Origin of the sequence: Brenneria salicis ATCC 15712 = DSM 30166, from assembly GCF_003315515.1 — a bacterium.
Lineage (GTDB): Bacteria > Pseudomonadota > Gammaproteobacteria > Enterobacterales > Enterobacteriaceae > Brenneria > Brenneria salicis.
In genome coordinates this window covers 95512-114132 of record NZ_QNRY01000006.1, presented here as the reverse complement: position 1 = coordinate 114132, position 18621 = coordinate 95512, and the positions used below count along the sequence as shown (strand labels likewise).

General features: G+C 50.5%; 30 protein-coding genes. 28 read left to right on the top strand and 2 right to left on the bottom strand.

The window, feature by feature from the left end; translation table 11 throughout:
- Positions 1-104 precede the first annotated feature (104 nt).
- Together DES54_RS05075 and DES54_RS05070 are read right to left on the bottom strand one after the other, a co-directional pair.
- Positions 105-476 (bottom strand): hypothetical protein, encoded by a 372-nt coding sequence (locus DES54_RS05075; protein WP_113865512.1) that lies wholly within the window; start codon positions 474-476, stop codon positions 105-107.
- A gap of 7 nt (positions 477-483) precedes the next feature.
- Positions 484-984, bottom strand: coding sequence for a helix-turn-helix domain-containing protein (locus tag DES54_RS05070; protein ID WP_169050414.1), 501 nt, complete (start codon positions 982-984; stop codon positions 484-486).
- Positions 985-1132: 148 nt separating this feature from the next.
- On the opposite strand from DES54_RS05070, the gene DES54_RS05065 reads away from it, so the two are divergent.
- The 28 genes from DES54_RS05065 (at position 1133) to DES54_RS04930 (ending at position 18595) form a co-directional block, all read left to right on the top strand.
- The gene (locus DES54_RS05065; protein ID WP_113865510.1) at positions 1133-1342 is read left to right on the top strand and encodes a helix-turn-helix domain-containing protein; all 210 of its coding nucleotides are present in this window, start codon (positions 1133-1135) and stop codon (positions 1340-1342) included.
- 23 nt (positions 1343-1365) lie between these two features.
- Positions 1366-3336 carry a transposase domain-containing protein gene (locus DES54_RS05060; RefSeq protein WP_113865509.1) on the top strand — a complete coding sequence of 657 codons (1971 nt, stop codon included), beginning with the start codon at positions 1366-1368 and terminating at the stop codon, positions 3334-3336.
- 12 nt (positions 3337-3348) lie between these two features.
- Positions 3349-3807: a TniB family NTP-binding protein gene (locus DES54_RS18845; protein ID WP_240634936.1), complete on the top strand. Its 459-nt coding sequence runs from the start codon at positions 3349-3351 to the stop codon at positions 3805-3807.
- A 3-nt stretch (positions 3808-3810) separates the two neighbouring features.
- Positions 3811-4305 carry an AAA family ATPase gene (locus DES54_RS18840; RefSeq protein ID WP_240634935.1) on the top strand — a complete coding sequence of 165 codons (495 nt, stop codon included), beginning with the start codon at positions 3811-3813 and terminating at the stop codon, positions 4303-4305.
- Entirely contained in the window at positions 4302-4499 is a 198-nt protein-coding gene (locus DES54_RS05050; protein WP_113865508.1) for a Kil protein family, read from the top strand. The genes DES54_RS18840 and DES54_RS05050 overlap by 4 nt, the downstream gene beginning before the upstream one ends.
- Before the next feature lie 258 nt (positions 4500-4757).
- Positions 4758-4994, top strand: coding sequence for a hypothetical protein (locus DES54_RS05045; RefSeq protein ID WP_113865507.1), 237 nt, complete (start codon positions 4758-4760; stop codon positions 4992-4994).
- A 7-nt stretch (positions 4995-5001) separates the two neighbouring features.
- Entirely contained in the window at positions 5002-5211 is a 210-nt protein-coding gene (locus DES54_RS05040; protein ID WP_113865506.1) for a hypothetical protein, read from the top strand.
- 8 nt (positions 5212-5219) lie between these two features.
- Positions 5220-5663, top strand: a complete 444-nt coding sequence (locus DES54_RS05035) for a hypothetical protein (RefSeq protein WP_113865505.1) — start codon at positions 5220-5222, stop codon at positions 5661-5663.
- Complete coding sequence (locus DES54_RS05030) at positions 5660-6274, top strand: DUF3164 family protein (protein ID WP_113865504.1); 615 nt, start codon at positions 5660-5662, stop codon at positions 6272-6274. The genes DES54_RS05035 and DES54_RS05030 overlap by 4 nt, the downstream gene beginning before the upstream one ends.
- Positions 6275-6276: 2 nt before the next feature.
- A complete protein-coding gene (locus tag DES54_RS05025; protein WP_113865503.1) occupies positions 6277-6471 on the top strand; it encodes a hypothetical protein in 195 nt (64 codons plus the stop codon).
- Positions 6472-6557: 86 nt separating this feature from the next.
- Positions 6558-7085 carry a gp16 family protein gene (locus DES54_RS05020; protein WP_113865502.1) on the top strand — a complete coding sequence of 176 codons (528 nt, stop codon included), beginning with the start codon at positions 6558-6560 and terminating at the stop codon, positions 7083-7085.
- A complete protein-coding gene (locus DES54_RS05015; protein WP_113865501.1) occupies positions 7082-7612 on the top strand; it encodes an HI_1489 N-terminal domain-containing protein in 531 nt (176 codons plus the stop codon). Before DES54_RS05020 ends, DES54_RS05015 begins: the two co-directional genes overlap by 4 nt.
- Complete coding sequence (locus DES54_RS05010; RefSeq protein WP_113865500.1) at positions 7602-7994, top strand: Mor transcription activator family protein; 393 nt, start codon at positions 7602-7604, stop codon at positions 7992-7994. The genes DES54_RS05015 and DES54_RS05010 overlap by 11 nt, the downstream gene beginning before the upstream one ends.
- Before the next feature lie 9 nt (positions 7995-8003).
- Positions 8004-8492, top strand: coding sequence for a hypothetical protein (locus DES54_RS05005; RefSeq protein WP_113865499.1), 489 nt, complete (start codon positions 8004-8006; stop codon positions 8490-8492).
- Between the two features lie 113 nt (positions 8493-8605).
- A complete protein-coding gene (locus DES54_RS05000) occupies positions 8606-9187 on the top strand; it encodes a glycoside hydrolase family 108 protein (protein ID WP_113865498.1) in 582 nt (193 codons plus the stop codon).
- 2 nt (positions 9188-9189) lie between these two features.
- Complete coding sequence (locus DES54_RS04995; RefSeq protein WP_113865497.1) at positions 9190-9426, top strand: hypothetical protein; 237 nt, start codon at positions 9190-9192, stop codon at positions 9424-9426.
- Complete coding sequence (locus DES54_RS04990; protein WP_113865496.1) at positions 9401-9775, top strand: hypothetical protein; 375 nt, start codon at positions 9401-9403, stop codon at positions 9773-9775. The genes DES54_RS04995 and DES54_RS04990 overlap by 26 nt, the downstream gene beginning before the upstream one ends.
- Positions 9763-10365: a hypothetical protein gene (locus tag DES54_RS04985; protein ID WP_113865495.1), complete on the top strand. Its 603-nt coding sequence runs from the start codon at positions 9763-9765 to the stop codon at positions 10363-10365. The genes DES54_RS04990 and DES54_RS04985 overlap by 13 nt, the downstream gene beginning before the upstream one ends.
- Positions 10365-10595, top strand: a complete 231-nt coding sequence (locus DES54_RS04980; RefSeq protein WP_211185867.1) for a TraR/DksA family transcriptional regulator — start codon at positions 10365-10367, stop codon at positions 10593-10595. Before DES54_RS04985 ends, DES54_RS04980 begins: the two co-directional genes overlap by 1 nt.
- Positions 10576-10878 (top strand): DUF2730 family protein, encoded by a 303-nt coding sequence (locus tag DES54_RS04975; protein WP_113865493.1) that lies wholly within the window; start codon positions 10576-10578, stop codon positions 10876-10878. The genes DES54_RS04980 and DES54_RS04975 overlap by 20 nt, the downstream gene beginning before the upstream one ends.
- A gap of 10 nt (positions 10879-10888) precedes the next feature.
- Complete coding sequence (locus DES54_RS04970; RefSeq protein WP_113865521.1) at positions 10889-11176, top strand: VpaChn25_0724 family phage protein; 288 nt, start codon at positions 10889-10891, stop codon at positions 11174-11176.
- Between the two features lie 2 nt (positions 11177-11178).
- On the top strand, positions 11179-11766 hold the full coding sequence (locus tag DES54_RS04965) for a DUF3486 family protein (RefSeq protein ID WP_113865492.1): 588 nt from the start codon (positions 11179-11181) through the stop codon (positions 11764-11766).
- Complete coding sequence (locus DES54_RS04960) at positions 11766-13337, top strand: terminase large subunit domain-containing protein (protein WP_113865491.1); 1572 nt, start codon at positions 11766-11768, stop codon at positions 13335-13337. The genes DES54_RS04965 and DES54_RS04960 overlap by 1 nt, the downstream gene beginning before the upstream one ends.
- On the top strand, positions 13337-14917 hold the full coding sequence (locus tag DES54_RS04955) for a DUF935 domain-containing protein (protein ID WP_113865490.1): 1581 nt from the start codon (positions 13337-13339) through the stop codon (positions 14915-14917). Before DES54_RS04960 ends, DES54_RS04955 begins: the two co-directional genes overlap by 1 nt.
- Positions 14918-15112: 195 nt before the next feature.
- Positions 15113-15556 (top strand): hypothetical protein, encoded by a 444-nt coding sequence (locus DES54_RS04945; RefSeq protein ID WP_240634934.1) that lies wholly within the window; start codon positions 15113-15115, stop codon positions 15554-15556.
- Between the two features lie 104 nt (positions 15557-15660).
- Positions 15661-16503, top strand: a complete 843-nt coding sequence (locus DES54_RS04940; protein ID WP_113865488.1) for a phage head morphogenesis protein — start codon at positions 15661-15663, stop codon at positions 16501-16503.
- Positions 16504-16715: 212 nt separating this feature from the next.
- Positions 16716-17681, top strand: a complete 966-nt coding sequence (locus DES54_RS04935; protein WP_240634933.1) for a phage protease — start codon at positions 16716-16718, stop codon at positions 17679-17681.
- A complete protein-coding gene (locus tag DES54_RS04930; RefSeq protein ID WP_113865486.1) occupies positions 17681-18595 on the top strand; it encodes a Mu-like prophage major head subunit gpT family protein in 915 nt (304 codons plus the stop codon). The genes DES54_RS04935 and DES54_RS04930 overlap by 1 nt, the downstream gene beginning before the upstream one ends.
- The last annotated feature ends 26 nt before the right edge of the window (positions 18596-18621 follow it).

Genomic DNA, 18621 nt, shown 5'->3' with positions numbered 1-18621 from the left:
TGAATGCTATGATCGGCATAACTCAGTCCGGTTGGTGATTTGTTTTGATTTGGCGATTGATCAGATCGCTCAAACCGGATTGAGTTCCCTTCAGTGATCTACTATTAGGCGCAGTTATTTAGATGTCGCGGGATTAGGTGATAACTGGGAACGCTATACCGGGATTTAAGAACACCATACCATTTAGCAAAACCTCGTTGAATGCTCATGCCCGATGCAGTTTCTTTTTCAGCCAAACTTTTCACTATTTCTTGAATTTTTCTTGCTTGGGCCGATGTTATATGTTCTTCCGTCGGGGTTATTTTATTAATGCTTCTTTGCGGTGAGTTAAAGTTTAATATAACGTCCTTACTATCATTAATAACAAAATTCTTATTACCTACAACATGGACATTGTTTTTAGATTGTCCAGTGGTTGGTGTTGTGTGTTCTTTAAATAAACGGATTATTTTTTCTTTATCATCGCTGTGCGTCATTTTTCACCTATCCTATTGATTTGAATAGCTTTAATATAACATCTCTTCTTTTGTCTTTTTGGTTGTTTACTTCTAATTCATAAATGGCAGAAATTAATTCAGCCTTTTTTGATGAATCCATGATTCTCCCTGTGGCAATAAGAGCTTCATCCAATAACTCAATGGATCTGCGTAAAGATTCAATATCAATTGGGGTGTCTGTTTTTTTTACGATACCTGTTAAATCGTCCTTGCTTTCAGAATCCTCACCTGTCGCTAACCAATTAATAGATACCCCGGCAGCTCTAGCCATTGCGACGAGGCGTCCGACTGTTGGTTCAGTCTCGCCTTTTACGTACTTTCTTACGACACCTTCCGAGACGCCAGAACGTTTAGCGAAAGATAGTACGGACTCATCGCCAATAGACTCCCATAATCTGTCTGCAAAACTTGTCATTGTGGAATCAATAATGCCAAGTTTTTTTGCATTCGTGTCAACATCTTTGCATTCCTTTCTACTACCCGTCATTCGCGGCCTCATGAAAAATAATGGCGAAATATGATTCGCAACAAAGTAAAGAGAGCAGCTTGACATTCGTCATATATTACGAAATACTTTATTTACACGCTCCGATAAACGGCAAAGATTATCGGCCATAACCGCAAAGGATCACATAATGACGGTAAACAAGCAAGATTGGCACCCGGCTGACATCCGGGCCGCTTTGTCAAAGAAAGGTACGAATTTACGCCAAATATCTAGAAAAGCAGGATTGGCGCCTGACACTTTAAGAAATGCATTGGTTCGTCCTTGGCCAAAAGGTGAGCGTTTGATTGCTCAAGTGATTGGTGTAGATCCTGCATCAATATGGCCCAGCCGTTATTAAGCGCCAAGACGGAGGAATACAACATGTGGCTTTCGGTAAAAGAATGTGTTGGTTTACCTGATCTTCCTGATACGCGACAGGGAGTTTTTTACAAGGCTAACACTGAAAAATGGCAGAGGAGAAGTCGTTCATCGGGTAAAGGATATGAATATCATATATCTAGCCTTCCATTGAAAGCTCGTGCTTTTGTTATAAAACAACGCGGTGAAATTCAAATCGCTGGAGCTGTATACAAAGTTCCACGAAAATCTCTCACAGAAAGCTATTGTCGCGAAGCGCTCTGGTATCACTGGGATGCCGCAACTGAGAAACAGCGCCAATCTGCTAAGAAAAAGACAGAAGCAGTACAGGCAATCTCTGCATTAGTCGATACCAACGTTGATGTTGTAACTGCATTTAATGCTGTTGCTGAGACACATAGTACGTCCGTTGCATCAGCCCGGCGCTGGTATTACGCCACTCGTAACTATGACCGAACTGATTGGCCTGCTGTGCTGTTGGGTCAGTACGGCAAGAGTCTCGAAACCCGCCGTAAAAAGGAGGCCGATTGCGATCCCGTCGCATGGGATTTCTTCTGTGCTGACTACCTGCGGCCGGAACGTCCGGCGCTCAGAACCGCTTACGCTCGTCTTGAGGAAGCCGCTGCCGCCAATGGTTGGGCTATTCCCAGCCTGTCATCCGTTCGTCGCAAACTTGAACGTGAGATACCCGTAGAACAGCGCGTGTTGTTGCGCGAGGGTGAACACGCCGCTATGCGTTTGTTCCCGTCACAAGAGCGTACTGTCGAAGACTTAGCCGCGATGGAATGGGTGAACGGCGACGGCTATCAACATAACGTGTTCGTGCGCTGGTTTAACGGTGAAATTCTGCGTCCAAAAACATGGATTTGGCAGGATATCCGCACCCGCAAGATATTGGCCTGGCGTACTGACGTCAGCGAAAACAGTGATTCGATCCGCCTGTCTCTGTCAGACATGATTGAGCGCTACGGCATTCCTCGCAAGCTGACCATCGATAACACAATGGCGGCGGCAAACAAGTGGACAACCGGCGGCGTTCCTAACCGTTACCGCTTCAAAGTTAAAGAAGATGACCCGAAAGGCATCATTCCCTTGCTGGGCATCGAGCTGCATTGGACGAGCGTGATGTTTGGGCGCGGTCATGGCCAGGCGAAACCTATTGAACGTGCATTCTCTCATGGTGGCCTGGGGGAAACGGTAGATAAACACCCTGCGTTAGCCGGTGCCCATACAGGCCCGAACCCGATGGATAAGCCGGATAATTACGGTGACCGGGTTATCGAGGCTGAGGATTTTTTAAAGGTATTGGCCGAGGGGATCGCCTTCTGGAACCGCCGTCCTAACCGCAAAACCGAAGTGTGCCGGGGGATGTTGTCGTTCGACCAGGCGTTTGAAGAAAGCTATCAGCAAGCCGCTATTCGCAAGGCGACCCCAGAGCAGCGCCGGTTGTTACTGCTGCCTGCCGAAGCGGTACGCATCAGTGAATCCGGTACGTTTGTGATGGAAGCGGGCGGCAAAGTTCAGGCGCGTAAAAACCGGTACTTTAACGAGCGTTTACTGGGGCTTAAACCTAACAAGGTTGTGGTGCGTTTCGACCCGCAAAACCTGCATCAAAGTGTGCTGTGTTACACGTTGGATGGTCGCTTTATCTGTGAAGCGACTTGTATTGAGAAAACCGGCTTTGGCGATACTCAGGCGGCACGTGAGCATAAGCGTAACCGCACACAATTTGTTAAACGTACCAAAGAAGCCGCAACCGCTGCCCGTCGTATGTCGGCGCTGGAAGCGGCCGAGCTGATGCCCGATACCGTCCCACCGGCTCCACCTGAATCACGGGTTGTTGAAATCCTGCGCCCTGCGGGAAATACCCTGCGGCGGCATATTGTTGAAGAGGATATTGATGACGAATCAGACGATGCCTTTGGCAATGCTGTGAGTGAATTCTATAGCGTATTTCAAAATAAGCAGATTTAACGGAGATAAATTATGAATAACGTAATTGATTTAGACCAGCAGCAAGAAAAAATTAACGATATTCGTGCAACTGTTCGTAATGTCGTTGAAAACTCTAATGTGACCTATGCAGCGGTAGCGCGTGAAATTGGTGTATCCAGCGGCCAGCTTTCACAGTTTATTAATGATGGCTATCGTGGTGATAATAATTCACTCGCTAATAAGCTAACGGTTTGGCTTGATAACCGTTCACGTCGCACTAATGAAATGCCGATAGCCCCGGATTTTATCGCTACCCGCACGGTGAAACAAATCTGGAATGCGCTGCAATATGCACAACTTGCGCAGTGCATCACCGTTATTTACGGTAATTCTGGTGTTGGTAAAACTCGCGCCCTGCAACAGTTCGCAATTGAACGGCCAAACGTCTGGCTTATTACCGTTTCCCCGTCGCGCTCCAGCCTGAGCGAATGCCTGTATGAGCTGGCGTGAGAGTTGGGGATCGGCGATGCGCCGCGCCGTTCTGGTCAGTTGGGCCGTGCTATTCGTCGGAAGCTGCGTGGCACCAACGGCATTGTGCTGATTGATGAAGCCGATCACCTGGATTATTCCGTTCTTGAGGAACTACGCATTTTGCAGGAAGAAACCGGCGTTGGCCTGGCGCTGGTTGGAAATCATCAGGTTTACGGGAAATTAACCGGCGGTAATAGCCGCAATATGGATTTTGCCCGGTTATTTAGCCGTATCGCTAAAAAAGTTTCCATTCTAAAAACCAAAAAGGCGGATGTTGACGCGATAGCCGATGCCTGGGGTTTAAATAAAAACGCTGAACGTGAATTAATTCATGCGTTATCAGAGAAGCCAGGCGCATTAAGAACGATATCGCATACGTTGCGGCTGGCTGCGATGTTTGCGCACGGTAAAAACGAACCGTTATCCGACGGCCATATTCGTGAGGCCATTAAAGATTTAGAGGGGTTTTCATCATGATCAACCCAACGAAATTGGTTAATGCACTCGGCTGGCTGCAACGCCGCAATATTGAAGTCAAGCATGTCAACGTCAGCCGTTCGCGCCCTATCGTTGAAGTGTTTGCGCCCGATGCCGACCTGATGCGCAAGGCGCACCATTATCATGTGGTTTCGGCGGCGACGATCCAGGACTGCATTATCTATTGGAGATAGACAACGTGTTAATTGCCTATGCGTGGGCAAGTGGTGTTATTGAATTTGGAAATAATCTACCCGATTACGCAACCTTAATTTTAGCGGGGGAACCCAACAAATTACGTAAGGCGGTAAATAGCCACGCCAGAAAGTTAAATAGCGGTGTGCTATTGGTTCCAGGCATGGCTGAATCTAATAACAGGCATTCGGCGTATAGCGAATTGCACTGTTTCTCTAAACAAGTGAAACAAATTTACAAATGCAATGGGAGTTAGGATGGCTAATAAACAAGTGCAAGTTATGAAATTGAATATGATTATCACCTCCACACCGGATGGTATGGCCACAAGTATCGATATTGAGGGTGATTCAGTATTTCATGATTTTATCCACAAATATAAGGAACTGCTGGAAGGGTTTCATACTCATGCAGTCGATATTTGTGTTGATCATGCCAATACACAGAATCTAATCGAAATCCCGATTAATCAAAAGCCACGGTATTGGAACTGAGGCCGCTATGAATAAGGACAGGAAAAAGAAATTATCTGATTTATTTCAGAAGATAGAAAAGATTAAAGGCGACTTAGAAGATATCTGCGCCGCCGAACAAGCCGATGTTGATGCTTTCATGGCTGATATCAGTGACGGCGTTCTTGATATAGAAGAGTCGTGTGATGCATTGGAACGTGCTTGTGACAACTTAAACGAAGTTATTTTATTTAACTGAGGTTAATTATGAATAAAAGATTGGAAAACTCACCGCTGCCGTGGCGTATTCGTCTGCCTAAAGGCGCGTATGGTTGGGATATCGTCAGCGATTCAATGACGGTATGTATGATGTCAAATCACCCGTCTCATCAAAAGAGGGCAGAGGCGGACGCCAGGCGCATTATCGCCTGCGTCAATGCTTGCGACGGAATTAGTACCGAAAATCTAATTGATAACGTTCCATTAAAGCAGGGTCTTTCTGGACTGAACCAACGCATTCGGGATGCTGAAAAACAAAGGGACGACGCATTACAGCGTGTTGCTCAGTTAGAACAGGTTCTGGATGGTTTACCTCAAGATGCCATCGCTGGCGGATGGACTGCTAAGGGCATCAGTGAGTATGCAAAGAATCTTGAAGAGAAACTTGCCAATCAGCAGGCCAACGTAAATAAAAATGGCGGTGAAAAATGAATAAAGAAACTATACCAGCAGGCTACCGCATGAATTCCCTTGGCCATCTGGTGCCGGAGGAATTAATCAAGCCTATCGATAAGCTGCGCGATGATGTTGTGCTTAATATCGTTAATAAGGCGAAGGAACAGCGCCAGGCAATGGCTGAATTCAAGATTGAGTCGATGGCTGAAATCGCCGACTTTGTTGATCTGTCTGCCAGTGAGTACGGTGTAGAGTACGGCGGGGCCAAAGGGAACGTGCTGTTGAGCAGTTTTGACGGCCGTTATCAAGTACGCCGAGCCGTTGGCGATCATCGCGTCTTTGATGAGCGCATCCAGGCGGCAAAAAAGATTCTGGATGATTTGGTTATTCGCTGGGGAGCCGATGCCGATCCTAAAATAAAAGCGATCATCAACCATGCTTTCCGCGTGAACAAACAAGGTCGGATTGATGTTAATCAGGTGCTTAGCTTGCGCCAGATTGATATCGATGATCCAGAATGGCAATCCGCTATGTCTGCTATCGCTGACTCTATACAGGTATCCGGCACCAGCCAGTATCTGCGCATTTATGAGCGCAAACAGGATGGCCAGTATCAACAAATCAGCCTCGATATTGCAAAGGTGTGATGATGAACGCAAAAGAGTTTAACCGGAAATATTCTGTCGGTTCACGTTTTATCTATCTTACCGGCCCGGCTTATTTGGGCGGCAAGGTAGTAAGAACCAAAGATATCGCACGGGATTTTGAAAAGTCCGGGGCAATTGTGGAAATTAGTCTGGCTCCTTTTTTTGTGAAGTTGTCTTCACTGAAACCGGCCGATTAATTAACTAAATACTTTCATTCTGATTTATATGGCGTAAACCCGTCGGCATCGGCTTACGCCAAAATCAATATATTACGAGGTGAACTATGGATAAGCCGCAATTAATCAGGCTGATTCACGTCGCAAAAGGAAAGCTGAAAATTGACGATGAAACCTACCGAACATTATTAGCCAATATCGCCAACGGTAAAACCAGTTGCAGCGAAATGAACCACAAAGAATTAGAAAGTGTTTATTCCGCACTGCGTGAAAAAGGGTTTAAACGCAGTTTTAAAAAGACGCCAGCGAAAGTTAAAACGGCGGAAATAGCGAAAATCCGCGCCATCTGGATCACCATGCATCGGCACGGTTTCGTTAAAAATGGCGATGACGCGGCGCTTAATGCTTATGTAAAGCGTATGACTGCGGCGCTAAATAACGGCCAGGGCGTAGAGGAATTGAGTTGGTTAAGTTACTCATTGGCGTATCGCGTTCTTGAGAGCATCAAACAATGGCATATCCGGCTGATGCTTAAAGACCTGGCCGCAAAGCAGATCCCCCGCCCGTTAAACAAATATGGTGAAGAAGCGCGTGATTACGACGTGATTGCCAATGCATATGAGGCCCGCAAATGAAAATTGCACGTTGCCCGGTTTGCCATTCCGACCTGCATCTTGATGCCATCATGGAAGACGATGCGGCGCGGGAACTGCTTACCGTATTAACGAAATTACCCGGCGGCGCGGCCAAAGCCATGGTTGCCTATATCGGCTTGTTCCGCCCGGAAAAGTCGAATCTGTCAAATTCCCGCGCGGTAAAGCTGGTTAACGAAGTGCTGGAGCAACACCAGCCCGGCCGCGTTCTGACGCATGCATTGAGCGAAACCGTTGAACGGATTCGGGCCAAGCGCAATAACGGGGATAGAAAGCCGCTCAGCAATCACAGTTATTTACGTGAGGTTTATCGCACGTCTGAGCAGTTGTTTGCGCAGAGCAGCAATGTGGCGGCGCGGGAGAAAGATGCAAACAACCGGGTTATAGACCAGGAGAAAAGCCGGGATGATTATTTATCGCATATGCACAGCCTTGGCCAGGATGTTTCGAAACTTCCGGGCGGCATTGAGTGGCTGGAACGTAACGGAGGCGCGCATCATGGCGGATAATCTGGATATGTTTGATGATAAACAGGATGATAGCATCCTCGATCATCTTGATGATGATAGCGAACGTTCCCGTTTCCCTGCATTGCTGGCTGAACTGAATGCGTTGCTGCGCCTTGAACTGGAACGGCTGGGCTGTGACCCGCGCTACTCGCTGGAACTGGTGGTTGCCATCAGCAAGCAGATCGGCGGTATGCAAGTCTATTTCCCGCGTGGCCAGGTGCTGGAATTCCTTGTTCGGGACATGAAAATTTGGCGAGATTTTGACGGCCACAATGTGCCGGAACTGGTTGAACGCTACCAGGTGACCTATAAAACGGTGTATAAAGCTATCAAACGGATGCGTAGGATTGAGCATCGCAAGCATCAGATGCCACTTTTCTAAGGATATAACATGCGGAAAATACTTCTTGGATTATTACTGTGTTCAACACTGCCGACAATGGCGTTTGCGAAAGATCTAACGTCGGTAGATGAAATGATCCGCCAGTTGAATTCATCTCAAATGACGGATGATGAGCTATGGAAGGACGATGTAAGTCCTAATGGTGCAAAGATAAAGATTGCTAAAAAAGATGGTAATATCTTTACAGTTGGTACTAATTTTCTTGAAGTGATGCAGGTTCTTGACGCAGTAAAATATAATTCTGAATATTTAGTTCTTAAGTCAAATTTGATTTGTATCATGATATCAAGTGCGGCGATTGGTGGTGAACTAGGAAAGAAAGGACAAAGTAAGGTTATTGACACTGTATCTTCAGCTGCAAAAGTATCACCTGTTGGAACCTTTAATATAGTAGATGGTTTTGAGTTTTATAGCTCAATAAAGACAGAGGATAACACTCCCATAATTACATGCGGGATTATGAAAAGACCTATTTAATTTCTCAATAAATCCCATTTCCAATGAAGCCGGTTAATCCGGCTTTTTTTATGCCTGCCGCACTATGAACACTACTGATTTTTTTATCCAGCGAGTGTCTCAGAGGTGCAACAGTGAGCCAATTTATTCCCACTCCCGCCTTTACTCATGCCGTTACTTTTGTGCTCGGCAAAGAAGGCGGCTATGTCAACGACCCCACTGATAAAGGCGGCGAAACCAAGTTCGGCGTTTCCGACCTGCGCGACGGTGTCGCAGACGGCATGACGGACATTGACGGCGATAAAAAGCCCGACGTCCGTATTAAAGATTTAACCCTCGAACAAGCCAGCCAGATTTATTACCGCGACTACTGGTATCCGGCGTACTGCAATGACTGGCCGGATGGCATTTCCCTGATCGTCTTTGATTCCGCCGTGCAGCATGGCGTAAAAAAGGCGCTGCAATTGTTGCAAGACGCGGCGGGCGTAACGGCTGACGGCATTGTCGGACCGAAGACCACAGCGGCGGTTATCAGTGCCGACCCGGAATGGTTGCTGACCCGCTATCTGTTACGCCGTGCGCGTTATTACGCGGACATCATCAAGTCGAATACCTCCCAGGGTAAATACCTTAACGGCTGGTTCAACCGCCTCGACAGCGTCACTAACGCCGCCAGGGAAGTTGTCGGCGGCTCTGAGTCTGTATCGAGAGCCTAACCATGGGTAAGGGCTGGGAGTCTTCTATGCGCCGTGGCCGTCGTGATCGCCTCACCCGTGAGGTGCTTCACAGAATGGCCAACGGCCCAAAACCAGAGCCAACGGATTACCGGGGCTGTGACGGCACCCATGCCAGTTATTACATGAAGGGTTGGAACTCTGTAGACCTGCGCGACATTGTTTTTCAATGCCAGCGTTACAAGGAAATACAACGTGAACGTGAACAAAATATTCAGTAGCAAATGGTTTTGGGCCGCCTGTTCAGCATTAGTGATTGCTGTCGCGGTGAGCGGCATCATCTTCTACGGGCTAGCGGGCGGTTTGATAACCACCCTTTGCTTTATTGGCTCAATCATCCTTTTCTATCATCGCGGCCACCCGGCGTTTTTGCCTGATAAAGAGCCGTTCATCTTCATGTATCAAATCGCGCTGGGCGTTGTCGGTTGCGGTACATTCTGCGTCGCCTGGCTTTTGTGCCTAGCTTATGTCGGTATCGAATACGGCTCCTTGTTTTTCCTGGTCGCAGGCTTTACCTACCTGGTTTTACATAGAACGGCAAAAGTGTGGGGAGTCCCATGGATCCGATAACCATTTCATCTATCGCCGGTGTTTTGCTGAAAGCTGGCCCGTCCGTTCTGCGCACCGTCGGCGGCTGGTTCGGCAGCGATGCAGCTAAAACAGCCGATTCCGTCGCCGGGATCGTTGAAAGTGTTAACAGCGCCGTTAACCCGCAAGACCAACAGCGTGTGTTAGAGAACGCTCTGGCTAATCTTCCCGCTGAGCAACTGGTTCAGCTTGAGTCCCTGAAAGTCCAGTTGCAGCAAATCCAGCTTGAACGGGAAAAAGCTACGTTGGCAGATCAGCAGGCCGCGCAGCACGAACAGCAGGAAACCATCAGGAACGGGGATAACGCAACAGACGAATATGTCCGCCAGACCCGCCCGAAAATGGCGAGGCTCTCGCTGTATAGCTCAATCGGCTATGTGCTGTTAATGACGCTGGGGCAGCAAGCCGGTGCCATCGCTTCCGCCGCTGGTCATGCGATAAGTATGCCCGCCCCGGATTGGGATATTGCGCTGATGCTATGTACCCCGGCGCTGGGCTATCTGGGATTCCGAACGCTTGACGGCTTTGCCCGTTTCAGCAAATCCAGCAAAGACAAGGTATCGATTAAATAATGGATGATTTTGATCGCGCCAGTTCGCTGGGAATTGATGAGCGGGAACGGGTGTTAAATGCCCATTTAAACCGTATTAAAGAAGCGCCGATTGAATACGGCTTTTGTAATGACTGTGGGGATGATATTCCCGCCGACCGGCTGGCCGCGTCCCCCGATGCCGTTTGCTGTGTGACGTGTCAGGAAATCAGAGAATTGCGGGAGGCACAGCGTGGAGTGGCAAAGCATTAAAGAGTATTGGGGCATGATTTGGGCGCTGGTGATGACGGCCGTAAACCTGGTGATGTTCCTGTTAGCGAAAACCTACGCCAAGCGCGAAGAGATGGATTCATTAACCCACCGGGTATCAGCGATGGAAACCGTTATTGCATCAATGCCGAATCAAAAAGAGCTTCATGCGCTTCAGTTGGAAATGAGTAACTTGCGGGGTGACTTGAAAGCACTGGCCCCAAAGCTGGCGCAAGTTCAACGGATTAGCGATTTGTTACTGGAAAATGAGTTAAAGGAAAAGTGAGGCTATGGCCATGCGTGAAATTCTTGATAGCGATCAGCGGTTAGTTATCTTGCGCTCACTGCTTGATGCGGGCGATAGCGCCAACGAATCGGTGCTGCAAACCTGCTTGTTGGCCTACGGCCACCGCGTTTCCCGTGATGCGGTGCGCACTCATTTAAGCTGGCTGTCCGAACAAGGGCTTATCGACCTTGACGACGTCGCCGGGTGTTTCGTTGCAGCAATCACCGGGCGCGGTGACGATGTGGCGCGCGGGCTTTCCGTGGTGCCGGGCGTTAAAAAACCACGGGCGCGGGGGTAACTATGGCCGATGAACGCCCGACCCGTGGCCGTCCTTCCAAGATTGATTTGTTGCCGCCCGTTATCCGCGATGCCCTGCATCAGATGCTGCGAGATAAACAGTACACGCAAGAACAGATCCGCGAGGCGATCAACGAACTGATTGACGAGCACAATCTACCTGACGATATGCAGCTTAGCCGCACCGGCCTGAACCGCTACGCCAGCCGGATGGAAAAGATTGGTTCGCGCATTCGCGCATCGCGGGAAATGGCAGATGTGTGGGTTGCCCGGCTGGGAACGTCACCGACCACCGACGTCGGTAAATTGTTGATGGAGTTTGTGAAGACGCTGGCGTTTGAGACGTCTATGACCCTTGCCGAAGAGTCAGAAGAAGGCAAGAAAGCCGTTGAACCAAAAGCCTTGGGACAATTGGCGCTTGTCGCTCAACGCCTGGAATCCGCAGCGATGGCCAGCCATAAACGCGAAAAAGAGATCCGCCAGGCGTTTGCAGAAGAAGCGGCGGCGCAGACGGAGAAAATCGTCTCACAAGCAGGGCTATCGGCGGACAAAGTCGCCGATATAAAGAAACAAATATTGGGGATCGCCTGATGCTACTAGCCAGTTTAAACGCCGTTGCCAACGGCATTATCGGCGGGGAGGACTTCAATGAAAATGAAGTCCTCCTCGGTTATCAGCGCCGATGGATTGCCGACGAGTCGCCGCTCAAGATTGCGCAAAAGTCGCGACGGACGGGTATCACCTGGGCGGAAGCCGCCGATGCGTCACTGACCGCCGCTAAAGCAAAGTCGGCGGGCGGCACTAACCATTTCTATGTCGGCTCAAATAAAGAAATGGCCCGTGAGTTTATTGACGCGGCGGCGATGTGGGCCAAAGCCTATGACCTGGCGGCTGAAGACGTTTGTGAAGAAGTCTTGAAGGACGGTGATAAAGACATACTGACCTTTGTCATTTACTTTGCCAGCGGTTTCAAAGTTCAGGCGCTATCAAGTAAACCCAGTAACTTACGTGGTATGCAGGGTAACGTCACCATTGATGAAGCCGCATTCCATGAACGTCTGGCCGAAGCGCTTAAAGCCGCGCTGGCGCTGACGATGTGGGGGGCGAAAGTCCGGCTTATCAGCACACACAACGGCGTTGAAAACCTGTTTAATGAGCTGATACAGGACAGTCTTGCCGGGAAGAAACGCTATTCCGTTCATACAATCACGCTTGATGATGCGTGTAACGATGGCCTGTATAAGCGCATTTGCCAGGTGAAAGGTCTGGTGTGGAGTCAGGAAGCGGAAGACCAGTGGAAAGCCGATTTGCTGCGCGATACCGCCACCCAGGAAGATGCCCTTGAAGAATACTATTGCGTTCCCAAAAACGGCGGCGGCACCTATTTACCGCGCTCCATCCGGGAGCGGGCAGCGCGTGGCACTGGCCCCGTGCTGCGCTTTACCGGCACGGCGGAATACAACGCCCTCCCCGAATCCTTCCGCGCACTGGATATGCAGGAGTGGCTAGAGCAAACCGTATTGCCGGTGCTCAACCAGTTACCTGTCACCCTGCGCCATGCGCTGGGTGAGGACTTTGCCCGATCCGGTCACCTCACTGTGTTCGCGCCCATTACCGTCAACGAGAACACCACCCGCACGGTGCCGTTCCTGGTCGAGTTGGCCAACGTACCTTACAAGCAGCAGGAACAGGCGCTTTACTTCATCTGTGACCGTCTGCCACGTCGTGATGGCATCAAGCTCGATGGCCGGGGCAATGGTAACTATCTGGCGGAGCAAGCCGCCGAACGCTACGGCAATGAAGTGGAAGTGGTAATGCCGTCCGTCGCCCACTACCGGGAGAACATGCCGCGCTTCAAAGCAGCGTTCGAAGACGATGAATTGGTGGTGCCGAAGCATGAGGATGTGGTTAACGACCTGGGCCAGATTGTGGTGTTGCGCGGTGTTCCGGGCATTGACGACAAAGAGAATAAAGGGAGCGATGGGCATAAGCGGCATGGTGATAGCGCTTATGCCATCTTCCTGGCGTTCCTCGCCAGCAAAGAAGATTGCCGCCGCTACGAGCTGCATCGACTAAATAAACCCGAACGGCCGGACGAACGTGAAGAGCGCCGCCAGATACGGATCACCCGTGGGCTGAAAAATCAACGAGGGCTTCTGTAATGTTAAATAAAGTCACCGGGGCAATCCGTAAGTTGCTCCACCCGGACACCGGGGAGTCGGTAAACGTCAGCAAAGAGGAATTGCAGCAGGAACAGACCCGCGCCCATTCTACCGGTATGCGTCGGGCTAATGCCGGTATCAGCGTCGCCAGTACACTTACCCCCCAGCGCCTGGCCGGAGTATTGCGTAACGCAGCGGATGGCTCTGCGCTGGATTATTTTATCCTGGCGGAAGAGATGGAAGAGCGCGACCTACATTATTCCAGCGTTCTACGTACCCGCAAGCTGACCGTGGCCGGTCTCCATCCAACGGTAGAAGCCGCATCCGATGATGAAAACGACGTCAAACTGGCTGATGCGGTGCGCGTCATGATGGAACGGCCGCAAATCCCTGAACTGTTATTCGACCTGTTGGATGGCCTGGGGAAAGGTATCGCGGTAGCGGAAATCCTATGGGATACGTCAACGGTTCCCTGGATGCCGCGCGACTATTCATGGGTTGATCCGCGCTTCCTCAAAATGGACGCCGATACGTTGCGCCAGGTGCATGTGTTAACCGAGGCGGAGCCGTTCAATGGCGAACCGCTGACGGCGTATAAGTACATCATTCACCAGCCCCGTCTGAAGTCCGGCTTGCCGTTGCGTAACGGCCTTGCTCGCCTGGTCGCCGTTATGTACATGCTGAAGTCATTCACCGTTAGGGACTGGTGGGCATTCGGCGAGAAGTTCGGCTTACCGATTGTCATCGGTAAATACGGCCCGAACGCCAGCCCGGAAGACATTAAGACACTGCTGAATGCTATCGCGTCGCTGGCGTCGGATGCGGGTTGCGCGATCCCGTCTTCCATGCTGGTCGATATGGTTGAAACCGCCAGCCGCCAGGGCGGAGGCGATCTGTTCGAGGGTATGGCGGAATGGTGTGATGCGCAGACCAGTAAAGCAGTGCTGGGCCAGACCATGACAACGGACGACGGCAGCAGCCAGAGCCAGGCAACCGTACATAATCAGGTGCGTATGGACATTGCAAAATGGGATGCGCGTCAGCTTGAGAACACGCTGAACGAATTCCTTATCCGCCCGTTCATCATGCTCAACTACGGCGTACAGGAAAATTACCCGCGCGTTTGTTTACGCATCAATGAACCGGAAGACCTGAAGGCGCTGGTTGAGTCGCTGGCTCCGCTGATTGACCGGGGCATGAAAGTGCAGATGTCGGAGCTGCGCGACAAGTTCGGCCTGGCCGAACCCGAAGAAGGCGCGGAAATCCTTCAACCAGCTAGTACCGCCGCAAACAGTTATGCCATGTTGCCTGCGCTGAACCGGGAGCAAATCGCGCTCAACCGCACATCGCCCCCGGACGATATCGACCAGCTAACCGCCGCCGCCATCGGCGACTGGCAGCGCGTCGGCACAGCGTTTACTAATCCTGTGTTAGCGCTGGCAAATGAAGTGGATAGCTATGAATCGTTTCTTGCCCGGTTGCCGGAGCTGCAAGACAGCCTTGACGCCGGTGAATTTGTTGATCAACTGGCGCGGCTCTGTTTCCAGGCGCGCGGATTGGGGGATGTGAGTGATGTTTAAGAAGATTAAATCCCGTCGTTGCCGCATATATCATAAATATCAATTTGCGCGGGCATTTTTTAAAAACGCACGCCCAGGGGTTGTGATGGGCGTTATTGCTGGACGTCAGCAAGTGAATCAATACATGTCCGGTGAATGGTGGGATAAGGATCCTGTCGCTACAGCCCGAAATATCCATAGACATTGGGGGTGCTTGTGAACGCCATCACAAAAGACCAATGGGCGAAGATTGGCGAAGAGCTTCAGAGCTATTTCGTTAGTGTTGAATTCAAGTACCAGGATACGGTGATTACCGTCCACCGTGAGCGTTCCGGTGAAAGCCGTACCGTCTTATCTGTTTATTTTGATGGAAAAATCTGTCTGGGGTGGGGTTTTGAAAGCCTCGATAGTTATAACCCTATAACCAAACTTTTCTGGTGCGAGAAGAAACAACGCTATTACTCACCCAAACGTGTCGCAGAGATTGAGAAGGCATTCGGTAAACGGGCCGCTAAGAAATACTATCCTAAGCTGCATGAATCTAAGTCTTACCGTACTCCTTGCTTTTCCAGTTCAACCAGCCTTATCCGGCAGTTCAAAAAAGTCGATGGGCTGAGTTGGATTAGCGAGACGATAAAGGATACCGCCGATGCGAACTAAATATGTACGCCGTGAGCGGCTGGATTTCCATCGGCCCGAATACTGGCCGGTGAAACACCATACTTATTTTGCTCAAGTCCATGGCTATTATTACGGTAGAAAGCATGTCTAATAAAATCCCCGACATCATCCCCAAAGAGTCCCTTGCCTGGTTCAAAGCCAAAAAGCTGAAACCAGGCTTTGACTATCGTGACGTCTGGCTCGAAGAGCATAGCTCCGCGTTCACCGTCGCCAAGATGACAAACTTGGATTTGCTGAGCGACGTGAAAGAGCTGCTGACCCAGGCACTCGAAGAAGGCCAAACCTTCCGGGAGTTCCAGAAAGCATTAGAGCCTAAGCTGGTGAAGAGAGGTTGGTGGGGTGTTCGTGAGATGGTTGACCCGCTGACGGGTGAAAACAAAACGGTGCAACTCGGCAGCGACCAGCGGCTGCGTACCATCTACGACACCAATATGCGCACCGCCCGCGCCGCTGGCCAGTGGCAACGCATCGAGCGAACCAAACGCGCCATGCCGTATCTGCTGTATACACTAGGGCCGTCGCGTGAGCATCGTGTTGATCATCTTAAATGGGCGAATACCTGTTTACCCGTTGATGATCCGTTCTGGCTGACGCATTCCGGGCCGAACGGCTGGGGCTGTAAATGCGGCGTTCGCCAGGTGAGCAAGTACGAGTATGACGAGATGGTGAAGAATGGCGTCACGTCAACCGAACCGGTTTATGAAGACGGCCAACCAACCGGCCAGGTCACGCGTACTAAGGTGCCGCTGAAGACCCAGGCACCGCCGGTTAAAAATGTGAAATGGCTGAACAAGCGAACGGGTGAAGAAGAACTGATTCCCAAAGGCATTGATCCGGGTTGGAACTATAACCCCGGCATCAGCCGCCGGACTGCGCTTGAGCATCAGCTTAATGTCAAACAACAGGCATTCGATGCCGACCAATAACCTTATCTGTTAGTCTTCATAAAACCGCCGTGGTGACGTTATCGCCGTCTGTGATACGATGGCGCAAGGAAATTTTGTTAAACGTTTCTGTGCGTTTTTAAACATGGTTTAAACGCGGTTCCTCCCCCCAGTTAGAGTGAAGGCGGTTAATCCGCCTTTCTTCCCCTCGCAACGCACACTGTCCGTCAGTATTCCTGATTACGGACGACATGATGAATCCCCAGCTTGAACTGTTGGCTCTGTGCTTTGAATTGCCGCAGTTGGATAACGACAAACTCCCGGAATGGCTTCCCGTTATTCCCGCAGGTCAATTCACTGGCCGTGATGGCCGTGTTTGGGTGACCACCAATCCCGATGATGTGATTGCGTCTTCTTTCCGCTATCCGAAATTGCCGATTGATATTGAGCACGCTACAGAGCTGAAAGGCCCGAAGGGTGATGAAGCCCCGGCATATGGTTGGATTGATGCCTTGCGCTCTGGTGCTGACGGCAGTATTGAGGCGCACGTTGAATGGACGGCCGATGGCGAAGCCCTGATTCGTGGCAAAAAATACCTGTTTTACAGCCCCGCTTTTTTCTTTACCGCCGATGGCCAGGTGACTCGCTTGTCCAGCGTCGGACTCACTAACAAGCCAAACCTGGCTTTTCCCGCTCTTAACTCGGAGAACACCGATATGACCATCCCTGTCCAGCTTGTGACAGTGCTGGGACTGTCTGCCACCGCGTCAGTTGATGACGCTGTGAAAGCCATCCAGCAAATCAAAACCAGTGAACAGGTGGCGCTGAACCGTGCCGAAAATCCTGATTTGACAAAGTTCATTCCCGTTGAGACGCATCGACTAGCGTTGAACCGAGCGACTGAAGCCGAAGGCAAACTGAAGGCGCAGGCTGATAAGGAAGCCGAAGCTCTGGTGGATTTGGCGATCAAGGAAGGGAAAGTGGCCCCGGCCAACAAGGATATGTATCTGGCGACGTGCCGCAGCGAAGAAGGCCGCAAGCAGTTTACCGAGTTCGTCAAAGTTGCGCCTGTGATTGCCAGTGGCGACCCGACCAAAAAACCGAATCCGGCCAAAACCAACCAGGAACTGACCGATGTGGAGCTGGCGACGTGCCGCGCTATGGGCATCAGCAAAGAACAGTTCCTGGCAGCAAAAGCTAAACAAGAGGAACAGCAATAATGGCGACTCCATCAGCAGAAGTTTTACACGCGCTCACCACCTCGCTGAGCGCAGCCTATACCGCAGGGCTTGCCGGTGTTAAGCCGCAATACCTGCGTATCGCCACTGAAGTCCCGTCTAGCACTGCATCTAATACCTATGGCTGGTTGTCCGATCTGCCGGGAATTGTGGAATGGATTGGTGAACGTCAGCTCGCGGTGTTGAGCCAACGTGGTTACACCATTTCCAACAAAACGTGGGAAAGCTCAATTCGTGTAAAACGGGAAAGCATTGAAGACGACCAGATTGGGCAATACAGCATCATTGCTCAGGGGTACGGTCGCAAAGTCGGCATTTTCCCGGATACGCTGGCATTCAAGTTGCTGTCCGAAGGGTTCACCACGCAGTGCTTTGACGACCAGTATTTCTTTGATACCGACCATCCGATGGCGGGCGGCACCTACAGCAATGTCGTGGGCGATATCACTACAGATACGGGAGAACCCTGGTTCCTGATTGATGAATCTCAGGTTCTGAAACCCATTCTGTACCAGAACCGCCGTCCATTTAAATTCACGTCTTTGGATGATCTCGACAACGAACACACGTTCAAGAATAACGAATTCCTGTACGGGGTTGATGGCCGTAGCAACGTCGGCTATGGCTTCTGGCAGACCGCCGTAGGTTCGCGAGCGCCGCTGACGGTAGCGAACTACGAAAAAGCCGTGGAAATCCTCCAAGGGATGAAACGCGATGACGGTGAACCATTGGGTATCACCCCGACCACGCTGGTTGTGGGCCGCCAAAATCGGGCGGCAGCAAAAAAGGTTATTGATGCGCAGTTGATCGATGGCGGGGATTCCAACATCTACTACAAGGATGTTGACATCGTAAACAGCCCGTTCATCACGACCCCAGTGGCCGCTGGCGGCTAAGCCGCTTAATCAATTCACTATTAACC